The sequence below is a fragment of the Erwinia sp. B116 genome (assembly GCF_002865965.1).
Taxonomy (GTDB): domain Bacteria; phylum Pseudomonadota; class Gammaproteobacteria; order Enterobacterales; family Enterobacteriaceae; genus Erwinia.
Window position 1 is genome coordinate 80,919 of sequence record NZ_JRZZ01000004.1, and the last position, 17,682, is coordinate 98,600.

Annotated in this window: 14 protein-coding genes; 11 read left to right on the plus strand and 3 right to left on the minus strand. The window is 61.8% G+C overall.

The features are described from left to right. Positions 1-1,403 (plus strand): thiamine/thiamine pyrophosphate ABC transporter permease ThiP (thiP, locus tag NV64_RS04585; protein WP_233208920.1); only part of this gene is annotated, 1,403 nt, incomplete at its 5' end. Further along, on the plus strand, positions 1,387-2,094 hold the full coding sequence (thiQ, locus tag NV64_RS04590; protein WP_056235946.1) for a thiamine ABC transporter ATP-binding protein ThiQ: 708 nt from the start codon (positions 1,387-1,389) through the stop codon (positions 2,092-2,094). The genes thiP and thiQ, both read left to right, overlap by 17 nt. Positions 2,095-2,259: 165 nt before the next feature. Here the strand turns inward: thiQ and NV64_RS04595 are convergent, their stop codons facing one another. Next, positions 2,260-3,021 carry a DedA family protein gene (locus tag NV64_RS04595; protein ID WP_101505415.1) on the minus strand — a complete coding sequence of 254 codons (762 nt, stop codon included), beginning with the start codon at positions 3,019-3,021 and terminating at the stop codon, positions 2,260-2,262. Between the two features lie 169 nt (positions 3,022-3,190). Here NV64_RS04595 and polB point away from each other — a divergent pair, with 169 nt between their 5' ends. The 3 genes from polB (at position 3,191) to rluA (ending at position 9,330) form a co-directional block, all read left to right on the plus strand. Then, positions 3,191-5,554, plus strand: a complete 2,364-nt coding sequence (polB, locus tag NV64_RS04600) for a DNA polymerase II (protein WP_101505416.1) — start codon at positions 3,191-3,193, stop codon at positions 5,552-5,554. A 139-nt stretch (positions 5,555-5,693) separates the two neighbouring features. Continuing rightward, positions 5,694-8,600, plus strand: coding sequence for an RNA polymerase-associated protein RapA (gene rapA, locus NV64_RS04605; protein WP_101505417.1), 2,907 nt, complete (start codon positions 5,694-5,696; stop codon positions 8,598-8,600). A 70-nt stretch (positions 8,601-8,670) separates the two neighbouring features. Continuing rightward, positions 8,671-9,330: a bifunctional tRNA pseudouridine(32) synthase/23S rRNA pseudouridine(746) synthase RluA gene (gene rluA / locus NV64_RS04610; protein WP_199177619.1), complete on the plus strand. Its 660-nt coding sequence runs from the start codon at positions 8,671-8,673 to the stop codon at positions 9,328-9,330. A 101-nt stretch (positions 9,331-9,431) separates the two neighbouring features. Here the strand turns inward: rluA and djlA are convergent, their stop codons facing one another. Continuing rightward, positions 9,432-10,262: a co-chaperone DjlA gene (djlA, locus tag NV64_RS04615; protein ID WP_056235936.1), complete on the minus strand. Its 831-nt coding sequence runs from the start codon at positions 10,260-10,262 to the stop codon at positions 9,432-9,434. Between the two features lie 320 nt (positions 10,263-10,582). On the opposite strand from djlA, the gene lptD reads away from it, so the two are divergent. The 6 genes from lptD to apaH all read left to right on the plus strand — a co-directional run bounded on the left by lptD (position 10,583) and on the right by apaH (position 17,489). Beyond that, a complete protein-coding gene (gene lptD, locus NV64_RS04620) occupies positions 10,583-12,964 on the plus strand; it encodes an LPS assembly protein LptD (RefSeq protein ID WP_056235933.1) in 2,382 nt (793 codons plus the stop codon). Positions 12,965-13,020: 56 nt separating this feature from the next. Next, on the plus strand, positions 13,021-14,316 hold the full coding sequence (gene surA, locus NV64_RS04625) for a peptidylprolyl isomerase SurA (protein WP_101505418.1): 1,296 nt from the start codon (positions 13,021-13,023) through the stop codon (positions 14,314-14,316). Beyond that, complete coding sequence (gene pdxA, locus NV64_RS04630) at positions 14,300-15,298, plus strand: 4-hydroxythreonine-4-phosphate dehydrogenase PdxA (protein ID WP_101505419.1); 999 nt, start codon at positions 14,300-14,302, stop codon at positions 15,296-15,298. Before surA ends, pdxA begins: the two co-directional genes overlap by 17 nt. Further along, positions 15,291-16,121, plus strand: a complete 831-nt coding sequence (gene rsmA, locus NV64_RS04635; protein WP_056235925.1) for a 16S rRNA (adenine(1518)-N(6)/adenine(1519)-N(6))-dimethyltransferase RsmA — start codon at positions 15,291-15,293, stop codon at positions 16,119-16,121. Before pdxA ends, rsmA begins: the two co-directional genes overlap by 8 nt. A gap of 2 nt (positions 16,122-16,123) precedes the next feature. Beyond that, positions 16,124-16,501, plus strand: coding sequence for a Co2+/Mg2+ efflux protein ApaG (apaG, locus tag NV64_RS04640; protein ID WP_101505420.1), 378 nt, complete (start codon positions 16,124-16,126; stop codon positions 16,499-16,501). Positions 16,502-16,658: 157 nt separating this feature from the next. After that, positions 16,659-17,489: a bis(5'-nucleosyl)-tetraphosphatase (symmetrical) ApaH gene (gene apaH, locus NV64_RS04645; protein ID WP_101505421.1), complete on the plus strand. Its 831-nt coding sequence runs from the start codon at positions 16,659-16,661 to the stop codon at positions 17,487-17,489. On the opposite strand, the gene NV64_RS23080 is transcribed toward apaH, so the two are convergent. Next, entirely contained in the window at positions 17,453-17,659 is a 207-nt protein-coding gene (locus tag NV64_RS23080) for a hypothetical protein (RefSeq protein ID WP_146005445.1), read from the minus strand. The two genes, apaH and NV64_RS23080, sit on opposite strands and share 37 nt — an antisense overlap. Positions 17,660-17,682: the final 23 nt, after the last annotated feature.

The following is a 17,682-nucleotide window of genomic DNA, read 5'->3' on the forward strand; positions in this document are numbered from 1 at the left end:
CGGCGCTGCCCGCCGTTCCGCTGGCCCGCGCCCTCTACCGCCGCCGTTTCCCCGGGCGCAGCAGCCTGCTGCGGCTGTGCGCCATGACCCTGGTGCTGCCGGTGCTGGTGGCGGTGTTCGGCATCCTTACCGTTTACGGCCGCAGCGGCTGGCTGGCGCAGCTCTGTGCGCTGCTCGGCATTCCGTGGACCTTCACCCCCTACGGACTGCAGGGCATCCTGCTCGCGCACGTCTTTTTCAACCTGCCGCTGGCCACCCGGCTGCTGCTGCAGGCGCTCGAGCAGATCCCCGGCGAACAGCGCCAGCTGGCGGCGCAGCTCGGCCTGCGCGGCTGGGCACACTTTCGCATCGTCGAGTGGCCGTGGCTGAAGCGGCAGCTGCTGCCGGCTGCCGCGCTAATCTTCATGCTGTGCTTTGCCAGCTTTGCCACCGTGCTTTCGCTGGGCGGCGGCCCGCAGGCCACCACTATTGAGCTGGCGATCTTCCAGGCATTGAGCTTTGACTACGATCCCGGCCGTGCCGCGCTGCTGGCGCTGCTGCAGATGGTCTGCTGCCTCGGGCTGGTACTGCTCAGCCAGCGGCTGAACAGGGCGCTGCCCGCAGGCAGCAGGCAGATCGGCGGCTGGCGTAATCCGCAGGACAGCCTGCGCGCCCGCCTGCTGGATGCGGTGCTTATCGCCGCCGCGCTGCTGCTGATCCTGCCGCCACTGCTGGCGGTTGGCGTCAGCGGCATTAACCAGGGGGTCAGCGGCGTTTTGCAGCAACCCGCCCTGTGGCAGGCCACCTTTACCTCGCTGCGCATTGCGCTGGCCGCCGGGCTGCTCAGCGTGATACTGACCGTGATGCTGTTGTGGAGCAGCCGCGAGCTGCGCCTGCGCCAGCGACCGAAAAGCGGGCAGCTGCTGGAGCTGAGCGGCATGCTGATCCTGGCGATGCCGGGTATCGTGCTGGCCACCGGCTTTTTCCTGCTGCTGAATGCCACCACCGGCCTGCCCGCATCGGCGGACGGCGTGGTGATTTTCACCAATGCGCTGATGGCCATACCCTATGCGATCAAGGTGCTGGAAAACCCGCTGCGTGATATCGCCGAGCGTTACAACCGCCTGTGCCTGTCGCTGGATATTCGCGGCTGGAACCGCCTGCGGCTGATTGAGCTGCGCGCGCTGCGGCGGCCGCTGGCGCAGGCGCTGGCCTTTGCCTGCGTGCTGTCGATCGGTGATTTTGGCGCGGTGGCGCTGTTCGGCAATGAGGATTTCCGCACCCTGCCTTTCTATCTCTACCAGCAGATCGGCTCTTACCGCAGCAGCGACGGCGCGGTCACCGCCCTGCTGCTGCTGCTGCTCTGCTTCCTGCTGTTCACCCTGATTGAAAAGCTTCCGGGACGCCATGCTAAACCTGACTAACCTCACCTGGCTCTATCAGCACCTGCCGATGCGCTTTACCTTCAGCGCGCAGGCCGGCGAAAGGCTGGCGATCCTCGGCCCCAGCGGCGCGGGTAAAAGCACCCTGCTCAGCCTGATCGCCGGCTTTCTCAACGTCGAAAGCGGCAGCCTGCAGCTGAACGGCGCTGAGCACCGCCACACGCCGCCCGCGCAGCGCCCGGTGTCGATGCTGTTCCAGGAAAATAACCTGTTTCCCCACCTGACGGTGGCGGAGAATATCGGCCTCGGCCTGCATCCGGGGCTGAAGCTGAACCCGCAGCAGAAGCAGCAGATGCAGGAGATCGCCCGCCGCGTCGGGCTGGCAGAGCATCTGCCCCGGCTGCCGCATCAGCTCTCCGGCGGCCAGCGTCAGCGCGCCGCGCTCGCCCGCTGCCTGGTGCGGCAGCAGCCGATCCTGCTGCTGGACGAGCCGTTCTCAGCGCTGGACCCGGCACTGCGTAAGGAGATGCTGGCACTGGTCGATAAGGTGTGCCGCGAGCGCAATATCACCCTGCTGATGGTATCGCACAGCGTCGAGGATGCCGCACAGATCGCGCCACGCAGCCTGCTCATCGTAGACGGGCGGGTTTACTGGGACGGCAGCACCGCACAGCTGCAGCGCGGTGAGGTGAGTGCCGCGGCGGTGCTGGGCATCGCTTACCGGCCCGGATAAACCGTCTCGCTTATCCGGCGGCGCACAGGGAACGGTGTAGCCCAGGTTCCATCAGTAAACGATATCAGACGCGCCCGCAGCAGCGGATTGTGGAGGCAGTCGATAAACGGCGCGAGCAGGCCGCCGGGTTTAACCGGCAGGAACTCGCGCCACCTCGCTGCATGATCAGAAAAAGACCTGCCACAGCAGGTGCCGGAACATCGGCATCATCGGGTGGAACTGAATGGCGGTAAAGCTGCCAACGGCGACCAGCAGCCCGAGCGGCCCCAGCCAGCGCAGCCGCGCCGCCGGCAGGTACGCCGTCGCCCAGTCCTGCTGCTTACCGCTGCGCAGCCAGCGCCAGCCGAGCCAGACGCCCAGCCAGACCAGGATCGCCACCGCTAACAGCAGCCATTTAAACAGGCCGCTGCTGGCGTCCTTCGGCACGTCGATCGCCACCCCGGCCAGAATGCCCGGCAGGAAGTAGAGCGGCGGCCAGAGGATGCAGCCGATGATATTCGGCGGAATAAACTTGCGTACCGGCAGCTCCAGCATCCCCGCCACCAGCGGGATCAGCGGGCGGGTCGGCCCGACAAAGCGGCCTACCATAATGGTCAGCATGCTGTGCTGGTGCAGCGCATGCTCGGTTTTGCTCATCAGCGAGTGGTGCTTTTTAATAAACGACCAGCGGTGCAGCGGCCCTTTAAATTTCCAGCCCAGCAGGTAGGAGATCCAGTCGCCCAGCAGGCAGCCAATGGTGCCCACCAGCCACGCCGGATAGAGCCCCATCTGGCCGCTGCCGATTAACGCCCCCAGCGAGGCCATCATCACCGTGCCGGGCAGCAGCAGCCCAACCAGCGCCAGCGACTCCAGAAAAGCCACCAGCCCCACGGCCAGCAGCGCATACGTCAGCGATTGCGTAATTAAGTGTTCCAGCCAGGCTTCCATAAGTATCCAACAGAGTTGACAGAACCGGCGATTTTCCCGGCCCGCCCGGCGGGCGTCAAGACGATATTTGTATGGGAACGTATGACCGCATTAGCCAGGTGATACAGGGAAATAACCACTGTATATATAAACATGCTATTATTACAGCATTATGCGTCCCGGAGGCAGTGTGAACGACCCACGCGCAGGATTTCTGTTAACCCGCCACTGGCGGGACACGCCGGCCGGCAGCGAAGTGACGCTGTGGCTGGCCACCGACGCCGGTCCGCAGCAGGTGGTGCTGCCTGCGCAGGAGTCGGTAGCCTTTGTGCCGGTAGAACAGCAGGCGGCGGCGGAGCGCCTGCTGGCGAATGAACGCGACTGGCGTTTCGCCCCGCTGACGCTGAAAGACTTCCGCCAGCGGCCGGTGGCCGGCCTCTACTGCCGCCAGCAGCGCCAGCTGATGAAGCTGGAGAAACTGCTGCGCGAAAACGACATCACCGTATACGAGGCCGATATCCGCCCGCCGGAGCGCTACCTGATGGAGCGTTTTATCACCGCGCCGGTGTGGTTCAGCGGCAGGCCGGACGGCAACCGTCTGACCGACGCGCGGCTCAAGCCCCATCCCGATTACCGCCCGCCGCTGAAGTGGGTGTCGCTGGATATTGAAACCACCCGCCACGGCGAGCTGTACTGCATCGGCCTGGAGGGCTGCGGGCGGCGCGATGTCTTTATGCTCGGGCCGCCGAACGGCGATGCCAGCCAGCTGGACTTTAACCTCGAATACCTCAGCAGCCGACCGCTGCTGCTGGAGCGCCTCAACGCCTGGTTTGCCGAATACGACCCGGACGTGCTGATCGGCTGGAACGTGGTGCAGTTCGATCTGCGGGTGCTGCAGAAGCACGCCGACCGCTACGGCATCCCGCTCAGGCTGGGCCGCGGTCATCACCCGGCGCTGGAGTGGCGGGAACACGGCTTTAAGCCCGGCGTGTTCTTCGCTCAGGCCAGCGGTCGGCTGATTATCGACGGCATTGAAGCGCTAAAGTCGGCGTTCTGGAACTTTGACTCCTTCAGCCTGGAAGCGGTGTCCCGCGAGCTGCTGGGGGAAGGCAAGGCGATCGGCAACCCGTGGCAGCGCATGGAGGAGATCAACCAGCGCTTCGCCGAAGACAAACCGGCGCTGGCGCACTACAACCTGAAAGACTGCGAGCTGGTGACGCGCATTTTCCAGCACACTGAGCTGATGCCGTTTCTGCTGGAACGCGCCTCGGTCAACGGCCTGGCGGTGGATCGCCACGGCGGTTCGGTGGCGGCGTTCAGCCACCTTTATCTGCCGCGCATGCACCGTGCCGGCTACGTCGCGCCGAGTATGGGCGAACTGGCGGCGGAGGCCAGCCCCGGCGGCTACGTGATGGACTCGCGCCCCGGCCTGTACGACTCGGTGCTGGTGCTCGACTATAAAAGCCTGTATCCGGCGATTATCCGCACCTTCCTGATCGACCCGGTCGGGCTGGTGGAGGGGCTGGCCCACCCGGACGACGCCGATTCGGTAGCCGGTTTCCGCCACGCGCGCTTCTCGCGCAGCCGCCACTGCCTGCCGGAGATCGTCAGCCAGATCTGGCAGGGACGTGAGGCCGCCAAGCGGGCGGGTAATAAGCCGCTGTCGCAGGCGCTGAAGATCATTATGAACGCCTTCTACGGCGTGCTCGGCACCAGCGCCTGCCGCTTTTTCGATCCGCGCCTCGCCTCGTCGATCACCCTGCGCGGCCATGAGATCATGCTGCAGACCCGCGAACTGATCGAGGCGGAAGGCTATGACGTGATTTACGGCGACACCGACTCCACCTTTGTCTGGCTGAAGTCGCCCCACGACGAGGCGACGGCGGCGGCGATCGGCCAGCGGCTGGTGGCGAAGGTCAACGACTGGTGGCGGCAGCACCTTAAAGCCGAATTCGCTCTTGAGAGCGCGCTGGAGCTGGAATATGAAACTCATTTCAGCCGCTTTCTGATGCCAACCATCCGCGGTGCCGAACAGGGCAGCAAGAAACGCTACGCCGGACTGATCCGCACCGACGGCGGTGAACGTATGGTGTTTAAAGGGCTGGAGACGGTCCGCACCGACTGGACCCCGCTGGCGCAACAGTTCCAGCAGGCGCTGTACCTGAAAATTTTTACCGGCCAGCCCTGGCAGGACTATATCCGCGACACCGTGGCACGGCTGCTGAACGGCGAACTGGACGACCAGCTGGTGTACAGCAAGCGGCTGCGTCGCCCGCTCGGCGACTACCAGCGTAACGTACCACCGCACGTGCGCGCCGCGCGCATCGCCGATGAGTATCATCAGAAGCTCGAAAGGCCGCTGCTCTACCAGAACGGCGGCAAGATCCGCTACGTGATGGCCACCTCCGGCCCCGAGCCGCTGGAGGTGCGCAGCACGCCGCTGGACTACGATCACTATGTCTCCCGCCAGCTGCAGCCGGTGGCGGATGGCATCCTGCCCTTTGTGCAGGATGACTTTGCCAGACTGATAACCGGACAGCTGGGCCTGTTTTGACAGGTGACGAAAGGGCCGCCTTCCAGTACCATAGCGCCCTTCCTTAAAATAATCGTTCTGAAACGACTACCGGGCAGCCTCTGCCGGGTCGTAACACTATTGCCTGCAATAAACTGACGACAATCGAGCCGAATATTATATGCCTTTTACACTTGGTCAACGCTGGATAAGCGATACGGAAAGCGAGCTGGGATTAGGAACCGTGGTTGCGGTGGATACCCGCATGGTCACGGTGATGTTCCCTGCCACCGGTGAAAACCGTCTCTACTCCAGAAATGATTCGCCGATCACCCGCGTGGTGTTTAACCCGGGCGATACCGTCACCAGCCACGAAGGCTGGCAGCTCATCGTTGACGAAGTACAAACCGACAACGGCGTGGTCAGCTATTTCGGCACCCGCACCGACACCGGCGAGACCGGGGTACGCCTGCGGGAAGTGATGCTCGACAGCAAGCTGGTGTTTGGCAAGCCGCAGGATCGCCTGTTCGCCGGCCAGCTCGACCGCATGGACCGTTTTGCGCTGCGTTTCCGCGCGCGCAAGTACCAGAGCGAGCAGTACCGCCTGCCGATCAGCGGCCTGCGCGGCATGCGCACCAGCCTGATCCCGCACCAGCTGCACATCGCACACGACGTTGGCCGCCGCCACGCGCCGCGCGTGCTGCTGGCCGATGAAGTGGGTCTGGGTAAAACCATTGAAGCCGGGATGATCATCCACCAGCAGCTGCTGGCCGGCCGCGCCGAGCGTATTCTGATCGTGGTGCCGGAAACCCTGCAGCACCAGTGGCTGGTTGAGATGCTGCGCCGCTTCAACCTGCGCTTTGCGCTGTTTGATGACGACCGCTACGCCGAAGCGCAGCACGACAGCGACAACCCGTTTGAAACCGAGCAGATGATTATCTGTTCGCTGGACTTCGTACGCCGCAACAAGCAGCGCCTGGAGAAGCTGGCCGACGCCGAGTGGGACCTGATGGTGGTCGATGAAGCCCACCACCTGGTGTGGTCGGAAGAGGCACCGAGCCGCGAGTATCAGGTGATTGAACAGCTGGCGGAAAATATTCCCGGCGTTCTGCTGCTGACCGCCACCCCGGAACAGCTGGGTCTGGAGAGCCACTTTGCCCGCCTGCGCCTGCTGGATCCGGACCGCTTCCACGATTTCGCGGCCTTTGTTGAAGAGCAGAAGCACTTCCAGCCGATCGCCGACGCGGTATCGATGCTGCTGGCCGATAAAACCATCAGCAACGACGAGCTGAACCTGCTAAACGACCTGATGGGCGAGCAGGATATCGAGCCGCTGCTGCAGGTGGCCAACAGCGATCGTGAAGGCAAGCTGGAGGCCCGTCAGGAGCTGATCAGCATGCTGATGGATCGCCACGGCACCAGCCGCGTGCTGTTCCGTAACACCCGCGGCGGCGTAAAGGGCTTCCCGAAACGCGAACTGCACCAGATCCGCCTGCCGCTGCCGACCCAGTACCAGACCGCGATTAAGGTCTCCGGCATCATGAGCGCCCGCAAATCTGCCGATGAGCGCGCGCGCGATATGCTCTATCCGGAGCAGATTTATCAGGAATTTGAAGGCGACAGCGGCACCTGGTGGAACTTCGACCCGCGCGTTGAGTGGCTGCTCGGCTTCCTGACCAGCAACCGCGATAAGAAAGTGCTGGTGATCTGCGCCAAGGCGGCCACCGCGCTGCAGCTGGAGCAGGTGCTGCGCGAGCGCGAAGCGATCCGTGCCGCCGTGTTCCATGAAGGGCTGTCGATTATCGAGCGCGACCGCGCCGCCGCCTGGTTCGCCTCTGAAGAGGATGGTGCCCAGGTGCTGCTCTGTTCGGAGATCGGCTCCGAAGGCCGCAACTTCCAGTTCGCCAGCCAGCTGGTGATGTTCGACCTGCCGTTTAACCCGGACCTGCTGGAACAGCGTATCGGCCGTCTGGACCGTATCGGCCAGATGCACGATATTCAGATCCACGTGCCGTATCTGGAACGTACCGCGCAGGCGGTGCTGGTGCAGTGGTTCCACGAAGGGCTGGACGCCTTCGAACACACCTGCCCGACCGGCCGTACCGTCTATGACAGCGTCTATGCACAGCTGATCGCGTACCTCGCCGCGCCGGAAAACAGCGAAGGGCTGGCAGAGTTTATCGCCGGCTGCCGCAAACAGCATGACGGGCTGAAGGCGCAGCTGGAACAGGGCCGCGACCGCCTGCTGGAGCTCAACTCCAACGGCGGCGAGAAGGCGCAGGCGCTGGCCGCACAGATCGCCGAACAGGATAACGACATCGAGCTGGTGAACTTCGCGCTCAACCTGTTCGATATCGTCGGCATTAACCAGGAAGACCGCAGCGATAACCTGATCGTGCTGACTCCCGGGGACCATATGCTGGTGCCGGACTTCCCGGGCCTGCCGGAAGATGGCTGCACCATCACCTTCGATCGTAACCAGGCGCTGTCGCGTGAAGACGCGCAGTACGTCAGCTGGGAGCACCCGATCATCCGCAACGGTCTGGATCTGATCCTCTCCGGCGACACCGGCAGTTGCGCGCTGTCGCTGCTGAAAAACAAGGCGCTGCCGGCCGGCACGCTGCTGCTGGAGCTGGTCTGGGTGGTGGAAGCGCAGGCACCGAAGCACCTGCAGCTGACCCGCTTCCTGCCGCCAACCCCGGTGCGCATGCTGGTCGACCGTAACGGCAATAACCTGGCGGCCAAAGTGGAGTTTGAAAGCTTTAACCGCCAGCTGAACGCCATCAACCGCCACACCGGCAGCAAGCTGGTCAACGCGGTGCAGCAGGACGTGCATGAGATTATCAAGCTCTCCGAGGAGCCGGCGGCGGTGGAAGCGCGTAAGCTGATCGATGCCGCCCGTGCGGAAGCCAGCGATAAGCTGGGTGCGGAGCTTTCCCGCCTGCAGGCGCTGAGCGCCGTCAACCCGAACATCCGTCAGGATGAGATTGACGCGCTGGAAAGCAACCGCGAGCAGGTACTGGCCAGCCTGGATGATGCCGGCTGGCGCCTGGATGCGCTGCGCCTGATCGTGGTCGCTCACCAGTAATCCCCTCAGCAGGGTGCCTGCCATCGTCCCGCGATGGTCTGCGCCCTGCCCCTCTCCGGCACTTTGCGAGATGCTTATGATGGAACCTTACAACCCGCCGTCCGAACCCTGGCTGCATATTCTCTACCAGGATGAGCACATTATGGTGGTCAACAAACCCAGTGGGCTGCTCTCCGTACCCGGACGTCTGGAGGAGCACAAGGACAGCATAATGACCCGCGTCCAGCGTGACTTCCCGGCGGCGGAGTCGGTGCACAGGCTGGATATGGCGACCAGCGGCGTGATGGTGGTGGCGCTGACCAAAGCGGCAGAGCGCGAGCTTAAGCGTCAGTTCCGCGAACGTGAGCCGCAGAAAACCTACGTCGCCCGCGTATGGGGGGTGCCGCAGCCGGAAAAAGGGCTGGTGGATCTGCCGCTGATTTGTGACTGGCCGAACCGGCCAAAGCAGAAGGTCTGTTTTGAAACCGGTAAGTCGGCGCAGACGGAGTATCAGGTGCTGGAGGTGGCAGAGAACTGGGCGCGGGTGCAGCTGAAGCCGATCACCGGCCGCTCCCACCAGCTGCGCGTGCATATGCTGGCGCTGGGGCACCCGATCCTCGGCGATCGTTTCTATGCCCACGATGAGGCGTTAGCGATGGCGCCCCGTCTGCAGCTGCACGCCGAAAGCCTGAGCATCACCCATCCGCAGTACGGCACGCCGATGACCTTTCGCCAGCCGGCGGCGTTTTAGTCTGCTGTTCCCCCCGGCCGAAGGGCGCAGCGGGCGGAGGCAGGGTTGGCACCACGTCGCGATAACACGGGCTGACGGCACTCGCCGTAAGCCCGTTTTTTTTACTTAAAGCCCTTCTCGCGCTTGATCAGGTCGTAAGCGGCCTGAATCTCCTGCGCTTTCTGCTTGGCCATCTCCATCATCTGCGGCGGCAGGCCTTTCGCCACCAGCTTATCCGGATGGTGCTCGCTCATCAGCTTACGGTAGGCACGCTTGATGGTGGTGGCATCATCGCTGCTCTTCACCCCCAGTACGTTACAGGCATCATCAAGCGTTGGGCCGCGCTGCGCTCCGGTGTACCCGCCCTGTGAGGAGTGGCCGCCCTGATAACCGTACCCACCGCCGCCAAACTGCTGGCCGCCTTCCATCATGCGCAGGAACCGATCGAACTGATGACGGGAGATCCCCAGCTCTTCGGCAATCACATACAGCACCTGGCGCTCGTTGGGGTGCAGCGAGCCGTCGGCAAACGCCGCCTGAATCTGGATCTCCAGAAACATGCGAATCAGATCGAAGCGACCAAAGCAGGCGCTGCGCAGCTCACGCAATTTTTCGCGCAGCGGGTAGTCACCCTCTTTACCTTCACGGAACGCCTGCTGGGCTGCGGTACGGCTGGCGCCCTGCATCTGCATGCGGTCCATCAGCAGCGAGGCCATCTGGATATCGGCATCCGTGACCCGGCCTTTCGATTTTGTCAGATGCCCCATCACCTGGAAGGTGGTGCTGAAAAACAGCGCCTGACGGGTTTGCTGGTTGGCAAAATAACCCTGACGCCGCGTTGAACGCGCTTTATCAACCAGATGGCCGACCAGCAGGCCAAAAACTACGCCCCAGAAGCCCGCGCCGGACAATAAACCCAGCACAAGTCCCAATACTTTTCCCCAATAGCGCATATACTCCTCAATTCGCCATGCTCAAGGCTACAATTTGCATTATCATACCTGTCATTCATCTCATAGCCTATTGGCAACGCGGTCAAACAACCAGAAGATACCTCACCGGTTATAGCGGCCAGCAGCTGTAGCCTGAAATGTGGGTATACACTAAATCATTCACGCTGCATCAAGGCGGCAAACGAGTGAATCCCCGGGAGCAGAGATGGCTCTGTGACTGGGGTGAGCGAGAGCAGCCAGCGCAGAGGCAGCGTGAAGGATGACGTGTATATGACTGGCGCAACCTCCTTGAGTGCGTTAGTCTCTGACCGTTTGTCGGCATGATGCCAGTGATCACGGAATTTTCGATACCGCGTATGAAAAATAGACTACCTACGTTGCTGGCCACCCTGATCGGCTCAGCGCTGTACAGCCAGCAGGGCCTGGCCGATGACCTCGCATCCCAGTGTATGCTCGGGGTGCCTTCCTATAACCGTCCGCTGGTAGAAGGGAAAAACACCAACCAACTGCCGATAACCATCAATTCCGACAAATCACAGGGTAATTACCCGGATAATGCGGTCTTTAGCGGCGATGTGGATATCCGCCAGGGTAACAGCCGCCTGCAGTCCGACGAGGTGCAGCTGCATCAGAAGATGCTGCCGGGTAAAAGCGAACCCACCCGTACCGTCGACGCGCTGGGCAACGTCCACTACGACGATAACCAGGTGATACTGAAAGGGCCAAAAGCCTGGTCTAACCTGAACACCAAAGACACCAACGTGTGGAATGGCGACTATCAGATGGTCGGCCGCCAGGGGCGCGGTAACGCTGACCAGATGAAGCTGCGCGGTGATAACCGCTATACCATTCTGGAAAACGGCTCCTTCACCTCCTGCCTGCCAGGGCAGAACAGCTGGAGCGTGGTCGGTTCCGAAATTATTCACGATCGCCAGGAGCAGCTGGCCGAGATCTGGAACGCACGCTTTAAAATCGGCCCGGTGCCGGTGTTTTACAGCCCGTACCTGCAGCTGCCGGTCGGCGATAAGCGCCGCTCGGGCTTCCTGATCCCCAACGCCAAATACGGTAGCAACAGCGGCTTTGAGTTTATGCTGCCGTACTACTGGAACATTGCGCCGCAGGCCGACGCCACGCTGACGCCGCACTACATCAGCCGCCGCGGCATGCAGTGGCAGAACGAATTCCGCTATCTGACCGGCGTCGGTGCCGGCCTGATGGAGTTCGACTATATGGCATCGGATAAAGTGTATAACAACGAGCACGAGGACGATAAAGACTCCAACCGCTGGCTGTTCTACTGGAACCATTCGGGGATCTACGAGCAGCACTGGCGCTTCAATGCCGACTACACCAAAGTCAGCGATCCCTACTACTTTACCGACCTGGACTCGACCTACGGCTCGACCACCGACGGCTATGTGACGCAAAAATTCAGCATTGGCTATGCAGATACCAACTGGGACGCCACGCTGTCGACCAAGCAGTTCCAGATCTTCTCGACCAACGCCAATAACGACGTGTATCGCGCCGAACCGCAGCTGGATATCAACTGGTATCAGAACGATGTCGGCCCCTTTGACACCCATCTGTATGCGCAGGCGGTGAAGTTTACCAACGTCAACGAACGCCTGCCGGACGCCACCCGTCTCCACCTGGAGCCGACCATCAACCTGCCGGTGTCAAATGGCTGGGGCAGTCTGAACACCGAAGCGAAACTGCTAGCAACACACTACCAGCAGGACGGCATTGAGTACTACAACAGCACCTACGACACTGGCAAAATCAACCAGCTGAAAGACAACGTTAACCGCGTGATGCCGCAGTTGAAGGTTGACGGCAAGATGGTGTTTGACCGCGATATGAACTGGTCGCCGGGCTATACCCAGACGCTGGAGCCGCGCCTGCAGTACCTGTACGTGCCGTACCGCGATCAGAGTATGATCCGCGCCTATGACTCCACGCTGCTGCAGACCGACTATACCGGCCTGTTCCGCGACCGCACCTACAGCGGCCTGGATCGCATCGCCTCGGCTAATCAGCTGACCAGCGGCGTCACCACGCGCATTTTTGATAACGATCTGGTTGAACGTTTTAACGCTTCCGTGGGTCAAATCTACTCGTTCACGCCGGCTCGTACCGGCCTGAACACCACCGATGACGATGACCGTGGCAGCCTGGTATGGGCGGGCGATACCTACTGGAAGATTAGCGACAACTGGGCAGCACGTGGTGGCCTGCAGTATGACACCCGTCTGGACAACGTCTCGCAGGGTAACGCCGTGCTGGAGTGGCGCCGTGATGCAGACCGCATGGTGCAGTTGAACTACCGTTACACCAGTGAAGAGTACATTCAGCAGACGCTGACGCAGATCACTAATCCGCTGTATCAGAAGGGGATCTCGCAGGTGGGTGCCACCGCCAGCTGGCCTGTCGCCGACGCATGGTCAGTGGTCGGGGCCTGGTATTACGATACCAAAGCCAACCAGCCCGCTGACCAGCTGCTGGGCGTGCAGTACAGCTCCTGCTGTTATGCCATTCGCCTCGGTTATGAGCGTAAAATCACCGGCTGGGAAAACGATAACAGTAAGTACGACAACAAAGTCTCGTTCAACATTGAACTGCGTGGCCTCAGCCCGAGCTACGGCTTAGGGACCGGTCAAATGCTGCGCCAGGGCATTCTGCCTTACCAGCGCGGCTTCTGATGTTGGCACAGTTAACAGACCACTCCCGCAGTGCGGATAGGAAGAATGGAAAAAGTATGAAGAACTGGAGAATGCTGATCCTCGGTGCCGCCTTAACGGCCAACACCGCGTTCGCGGCCCCGCAGGTTGTTGATAAGGTCGCCGCCGTGGTAAATAACGGCGTGGTGCTGGAGAGTGACGTCGACGGCATGATGCAGTCGGTCAAAGGCCAGGCGCAGCAGTCCGGGCAGCAGCTGCCGGATGATAAAACGCTGCGTCACCAGATTGTCGAACGTCTGGTGATGGATAACATCATGCTGCAGATGGGCAGACAGGCCGGCATCCAGATTAGCGACGCGCAGCTGGATCAGGCGATCGGCAACATCGCCGCACAGAACAAAATGAGCGTCGATCAGCTGCGCAGCCGCCTGGCGTATGACGGCATGAACTACGCCACCTACCGCGAGCAGATCCGCAAAGAGATGCTGACCTCGGAAGTGCGTAATAATGAAGTGCGCCGCCGCGTCACCATCCTGCCGCAGGAAGTGGACTCCCTCTCAAACCAGATGGCCGCGCAGAACGATGCCGGTACCGAGCTGAACATCAGCCACATTCTGCTGCCGCTGTCGGAAAACCCAACGCAGCAGCAGGTTGACGACCAGGAAACCCTGGCCAAACAGCTGGTGCAGGAGAGCAAAAGCGGTGCCGATTTCGGCAAGCTGGCGATCACCTACTCCGCTGACCCACAGGCGCTGAAAGGCGGCAACATGGGCTGGGGCAAACTGCAGGAGCTGCCGTCGCTGTTTGCGCAGGCGCTGGTGACCGCCAAAAAAGGCGACATCGTAGGTCCGATCCGCTCCGGCGTTGGCTTCCATATCCTGAAAGTCAACGACGTGCGCGGCGAAAACCAGAGCATTTCGGTTACCGAAGTGCACGCCCGCCATATCCTGCTAAAGCCGTCACCGATCATGACCGATGACCAGGCGCGCCAGAAACTGCTGGAAACCGCTGCCGATATTAAGAGCGGTCGGATCAGCTTTGCCGATGCGGCCAAACAGCTGTCGCAGGATCCGGGTTCCGCCAACCAGGGCGGCGACCTTGGCTGGAGCTCTCCGGAAGCCTACGATCCGGCGTTCCGCGACGCACTGCTGCGCCTGAACAAGGGCCAGACCAGCGCACCGGTTCACTCCTCGTTCGGCTGGCACCTGATTCAGCTGCTGGATACCCGTCAGGTTGATAAGACCGACTCCGCGAAGAAAGAGCGCGCCTACCGCCTGCTGTTCAACCGTAAATTCTCGGAAGAAGCGCAGACCTGGATGCAGGAACAGCGTGCCGCCGCCTATGTGAAGATCCTCGATGGCAGCGCTCAGTAACCTGCGCGTGGTGGTCACTCCCGGCGAACCCGCCGGGATTGGCCCGGATCTGATCGTAGCACTGGCGCAACAGGCGTGGCCGGTTGAGCTGGTGGTCTGTGCCGATCCCGAGCTGCTGCGCACCCGCGCGGCAGCGCTGCGTTTGCCGCTGGAACTACGCGAATATGATGCCAGCGCGACGGCCCGCCCGCAGGACGCTGGTTCACTGACCGTGCTGCCGCTGCCGCTGGCCAGCCACGCGGTGGCCGGTGAACTCAGCGTGGATAACAGTCACTACGTGCTGGCCTCGCTGGCGCGCGCCTGCGACGGTTGCCTGAACGGCGAATTTGCCGCGCTGGTCACCGGACCGGTGCACAAAGGGGTGATCAACGACGCGGGCATTCCGTTCAGCGGCCACACCGAGTTCTTCGCCGAACGCGCCGGGTGCGAGCGCGTGGTGATGATGCTGGCCACGGAAGAGCTGCGGGTGGCGCTGGCCACCACCCATCTGCCGCTGAAAGACGTAGCCGACGCCATCACCCGTGACAGCCTGCATGAAGTGATTACCATCCTTAACGCCGACCTGCAGAGCAAGTTCGGCCTTGCACGCCCGCACATTCTGGTGTGTGGGCTGAACCCGCACGCGGGTGAAGGCGGCCATATGGGGCGGGAAGAGATTGATACCATTACCCCGGCGCTGGACGAACTGCGCCAGCAGGGCATCAACCTGACCGGGCCACTCCCCGCGGATACCCTGTTCCAGCCGAAATATCTGCAGCACGCCGATGCGGTGCTGGCGATGTATCACGATCAGGGCCTGCCGGTGCTAAAATATCAGGGCTTTGGCCGCGCGGTGAATATCACCCTCGGTCTGCCATTTATCCGCACGTCCGTCGACCACGGCACCGCCCTTGAACTGGCGGCTACGGGTCAGGCCGATGCGGGCAGCTTCAAAACGGCGCTTAACCTCGCCATCACCATGATTAAGAGCAGTAATGAATAATCGCGTTCACCAGGGCCACTTCGCCCGCAAACGTTTTGGACAGAACTTCCTTAACGATCAGTATATTATCGACAGTATTGTCAACGCCATTCACCCACAGCGCGGCGAGGCGATTGTTGAGATCGGCCCTGGCCTCGGTGCACTCACCGAGCCGGTGGGTGAGCGCATTGATGAAATGACGGTGGTCGAACTGGACCGCGATCTGGCAGCACGCCTGCAGACGCATCCGTTCCTCGGCCCGAAGCTGACCATTTTCCAGCAGGATGCGATGACCTTTGATTTTGCGGCGCTGTCTGCGGAAAAAGGCCAGCCGCTGCGCGTGTTCGGCAACCTGCCGTACAATATTTCGACCCCGCTGATGTTCCACCTGTTCAGCTACGTCGGCGCGATCAAAGATATGCACTTTATGCTGCAGAAAGAAGTGGTTAATCGTCTGGTCGCCGGCCCTGGCAGCAAAGCCTATGGCCGCCTGACCGTAATGGCACAGTACTACTGCCAGGTGATCCCGGTGCTGGAAGTACCGCCGGAGTCCTTCACCCCGGCACCGAAGGTCGATTCTGCGGTGGTGCGCCTGATGCCTTACGCGGAGATCCCGCACCCGGTACAGGATATCCGCGCGTTGAGCCGCATCACCACCGAAGCCTTTGGTAAACGCCGTAAAACCCTGCGTAACAGCCTCGGCCATCTGTTCTCTGCCGAAGCCCTGGCCGAAATGAACATTGACCCGACGCTGCGCGCTGAGAACATTACCGTGGCGCAGTACTGCCAGCTGGCGAACTGGCTGACCGCGCACCCTCAGCAGCAGCCTCCTCAGGAGAACTGAGCATGAACGATACGCCCCGTGTTTGTGTCCATGTACAAAGCGTCTACATCGCGTCGCAGTCTGCGCCCGAAGAAGAGCGTTATGTGTTTGCGTACACCGTCACCATCCGTAATCTGGGGCGTATCCCGGTGCAGCTGATCGGCCGCTACTGGCTAATCACCAACGGCAACGGCCGTGAAACCGAAGTTCAGGGTGAAGGGGTGATCGGCGAACAGCCGCACATCGCCCCTGGCGATGAGTTCCAGTACACCAGCGGTGCGATTCTCGAAACCCCGATGGGCACCATGCAGGGGCATTACCGCATGGTTGATGCCGACGGCGAGACGCTGCTGGTGGATATTCCGGTGTTCCGGCTGGCGGTTGTCAGCCACATTCACTGAGTCACCCCTCATCCAGCGCTTTGCTCCTCACGGGCAAAGCGCATTTTTTTTTGCGCGCGCCAGGCGCGCCGCGGTTATCCTGACCCGGACCAGTGGCTAAGCAATCCTGAGCTGCCGGCCACGCGATCACGGTAACCCCCTTTTCAGGACAGAAGGCATGAGCACTTATCTTATCGGCGATATTCACGGTTGCTACGACGAGCTGAAAATGCTGCTGGCGCAGGTGGATTTCGATCCGGCGCAGGACGAGCTGTGGCTGACCGGCGATCTGGTGGCCCGTGGGCCGGCCTCGCTGGACGTGCTGCGTTATGTGCGTTCCCTCGGTGACAGCGTGCGCATCGTGCTGGGCAATCACGATCTGCATCTGCTGGCGGTGTACGCCGGCATCAGCCGCAATAAACCGAAGGATCGCCTGACGCCGCTGCTGGAGGCCGACGATGCCGACGAGCTGATCAACTGGCTGCGTCGCCAGCCGCTGCTGCAGGTGGATGAAGAGAAAAAACTGGTGATGGCGCACGCCGGTATCACCCCGCAGTGGGATATTGACACCGCAAAGCTGTGTGCCCGCGAAGTCGAGGCAGTACTGAGCAGCGACACCTATCCGCTGTTCCTGGATGCGATGTACGGCGATATGCCGAACAACTGGTCACCGGCGCTCAGCGGTCTGGCGCGCCTGCGCTTCAGCACCAACGCGCTGACCCGCATGCGCTTCTGCTTCCCCGCCGGACAGCTGGACATGATCAGCAAAGAGTCGCCGGAAAATGCGCCACCGCCGCTGAAGCCCTGGTTTAACGTGCCCGGCCTGTTACCCGCTGACTACACGGTGATCTTCGGTCACTGGGCGTCGCTGGAAGGGAAAGGCACGCCGGATAACGTCATCGGCCTCGATACCGGTTGTTGCTGGGGCGGCACCCTGACCCTGCTGCGCTGGGAAGACAGGCAGGTCTTTGTTCAGCCCTCTAACCGGGAAGTCACCCCGGCACTGTGATCGTCTGCGGTGCCGTTCGCCGCCCGCTCTGCCGGCGTCAGGGTATCAAAGGGAATACTCCACAGCGCGCCCGGCTGGAACAGCACCGGCGGGTGGCTTTCTGAAAGAGAGAGTTCCCGGCGGGCCGGGTCACGCAGGCGATCGCGATTCAGTGCAGCAGAAACAGACATGGCGCGCTCCGTAGTGGATGTCG

Excerpts from the sequence above, each read along its gene's own strand:
- thiQ (WP_056235946.1), top strand. The coding sequence starts at position 1,387 with ATGCTAAACCTGACTAACCTCACCTGGCTCTATCAGCACCTGCCGATG.
- apaG (WP_101505420.1), top strand. The coding sequence starts at position 16,124 with ATGAACGATACGCCCCGTGTTTGTGTCCATGTACAAAGCGTCTACATC.
- surA (WP_101505418.1), top strand. The coding sequence starts at position 13,021 with ATGAAGAACTGGAGAATGCTGATCCTCGGTGCCGCCTTAACGGCCAAC.
- NV64_RS04595 (WP_101505415.1), bottom strand. The coding sequence starts at position 3,021 with ATGGAAGCCTGGCTGGAACACTTAATTACGCAATCGCTGACGTATGCG.
- lptD (WP_056235933.1), top strand. The coding sequence starts at position 10,583 with ATGATGCCAGTGATCACGGAATTTTCGATACCGCGTATGAAAAATAGA.
- rluA (WP_199177619.1), top strand. The coding sequence starts at position 8,671 with ATGCTTATGATGGAACCTTACAACCCGCCGTCCGAACCCTGGCTGCAT.
- pdxA (WP_101505419.1), top strand. The coding sequence starts at position 14,300 with ATGGCAGCGCTCAGTAACCTGCGCGTGGTGGTCACTCCCGGCGAACCC.
- djlA (WP_056235936.1), bottom strand. The coding sequence starts at position 10,262 with ATGCGCTATTGGGGAAAAGTATTGGGACTTGTGCTGGGTTTATTGTCC.
- rsmA (WP_056235925.1), top strand. The coding sequence starts at position 15,291 with ATGAATAATCGCGTTCACCAGGGCCACTTCGCCCGCAAACGTTTTGGA.
- NV64_RS23080 (WP_146005445.1), bottom strand. The coding sequence starts at position 17,659 with ATGTCTGTTTCTGCTGCACTGAATCGCGATCGCCTGCGTGACCCGGCC.
- apaH (WP_101505421.1), top strand. The coding sequence starts at position 16,659 with ATGAGCACTTATCTTATCGGCGATATTCACGGTTGCTACGACGAGCTG.
- rapA (WP_101505417.1), top strand. The coding sequence starts at position 5,694 with ATGCCTTTTACACTTGGTCAACGCTGGATAAGCGATACGGAAAGCGAG.